This is a genomic window from Paenarthrobacter sp. CM16 (assembly GCF_013179505.1).
Lineage (GTDB): Bacteria > Actinomycetota > Actinomycetes > Actinomycetales > Micrococcaceae > Arthrobacter.
Genome location: NZ_JABMCX010000499.1, coordinates 1 through 1,736 on the forward strand (window position 1 = coordinate 1; position 1,736 = coordinate 1,736).

Genomic DNA, 1,736 nt, shown 5'->3' on the forward strand with positions numbered 1-1,736 from the left:
TCTACCCAGCACGTGAAGACCCCATTCCCGGAGTCACCAGTGCGCTGATTGCTGATCAGCTGACCACGGGCCGGATGGTCCCTGCCGGCGAAGCCGTGGACGCGTTGGCCGCGGTAGCCCAGGACGGTGATGTCATCCTGACGGTGGGAGCCGGTGACGTTACAGCCTACGGGCCAGTGATCGTGGAGGCACTGGGTGGCTAGCACCCGCAAGCCGACGTACAGGCCGGGAACTGAGTCCCGGCCCGTTGCCCAGCGTCCGGTTGCTGCACGGCCGGGCAAGAAGGACGGATCGGAGGGCGTCATCAGCGCCCAACGCTCCCTTGAGCCGGAGCAGGGTTCCGGTGCTGCGGCCCGGCAGGAGGCTGCCGGCAGGCCCGGCGCTGCCGCAGCATCGCCGGATAACGTCATTGTCTTTCCGGAGCCGAAACGACGGCGCCAGCGAAGACTGGTGCTGTGGACACTTTCCATCGTGGCCGCCGTGGTGGCGGCCCTGATTGCCGTGGCGGTTTTCTCGCCGGCGTTGGCCGTCAGGACCATTACCGTGGACGGCACCACGCTGTTGACTCCGGAAGCCGTGCAGAAAGCCCTCTCCAGCCTCGAAGGCAAACCGCTGCCGCAGGTCAGCGAACAGGAGATCAATGAGCTCCTGAAGCCGCTTGTACAGGTCCGCTCCGCCACCATGGAGGCGCGGCCGCCGTCGGAGTTGTTGGTCCATGTCAACGAACGCGTCCCGGTGGCGTTGCTGAAACAAGGCGATTCGTACGTGATGGTTGATGTGGACGGAGTGCAGCTTGGGGCCACCAAGGACCAGTCGGCCGTGGCCCTGCCCCTGATCGATGCCGGTGCAGGGGCCACCGACACGGAATTGTTCAAGGCCATTGCGGCCGTCCTGGACACCCTGCCTGCCGATGTCCGGGCCAAAATGTCTACGGCGTCGGCGGCCTCCGCTGACGCTGTTGAGCTGAAACTGGTCGACGGAAAGACGGTAGTGTGGGGCAATGCCGAGGACAGGGAATTGAAGGCCAAGGCACTTGAAGCGCTGCTCAAGATGCCCGCGGACCCGAAGGTTCCCGTGCGCGTTTACGACGTCAGCGTGCCGCGGCATCCATTCACCAAATAAGCAGCGTTGAGAACGTAACCTACGGTCGTCGGTGGCCTAATTTCGCGACAATCACACGACACGCGCAAGCGGAGATTGCATGTGCGAACCATAGGAAATACCGTCACAGTAGAGTTACTTGACATAACTATAACCTTCAACTAGAGGGTTAAGGTCCAAGAATTCAAGTTGGACTCGATCAGTTTCGCTATAGGACACAAGCAAGGGGCACGAAACGTGGCAGCACCGCAGAATTACTTGGCCGTCATCAAGGTCGTCGGCATCGGCGGCGGTGGCGTGAACGCAGTCAACCGCATGATCGAGGTGGGCCTTCGGGGAGTCGAGTTCATCGCCATCAATACTGACGCGCAGGCGCTGCTCATGAGCGACGCCGACGTCAAGCTTGACGTCGGACGTGAACTCACGCGTGGCCTCGGAGCCGGCGCGAATCCCGAGGTCGGCAAGCAAGCCGCCGAGGACCACGCCGACGAGATCGAAGAAGTTCTCCGCGGTGCTGACATGGTCTTCGTTACCGCAGGCGAAGGCGGTGGCACCGGAACAGGTGGCGCCCCCGTGGTGGCACGCATCGCCCGGTCGCTGGGCGCGCTGACCATCGGTGTGGTAACCCGCCCGTT

At 63.0% G+C, this 1,736-nt stretch carries 1 protein-coding gene and 2 pseudogenes; all 3 read left to right on the plus strand.

Annotated elements, in window-relative coordinates; genetic code table 11:
* A pseudogene (locus tag HP499_RS23850) lies at nucleotides 1–203 on the plus strand (UDP-N-acetylmuramate--L-alanine ligase); the annotation flags it as partial.
* A complete protein-coding gene (locus HP499_RS23855) occupies nucleotides 196–1,122 on the plus strand; it encodes an FtsQ-type POTRA domain-containing protein (protein ID WP_172326512.1) in 927 nt (308 codons plus the stop codon). The pseudogene HP499_RS23850 and the gene HP499_RS23855, both read left to right, overlap by 8 nt.
* Before the next feature lie 216 nt (nucleotides 1,123–1,338).
* Nucleotides 1,339–1,736, plus strand: a pseudogene (locus HP499_RS23860) (cell division protein FtsZ); the annotation flags it as partial.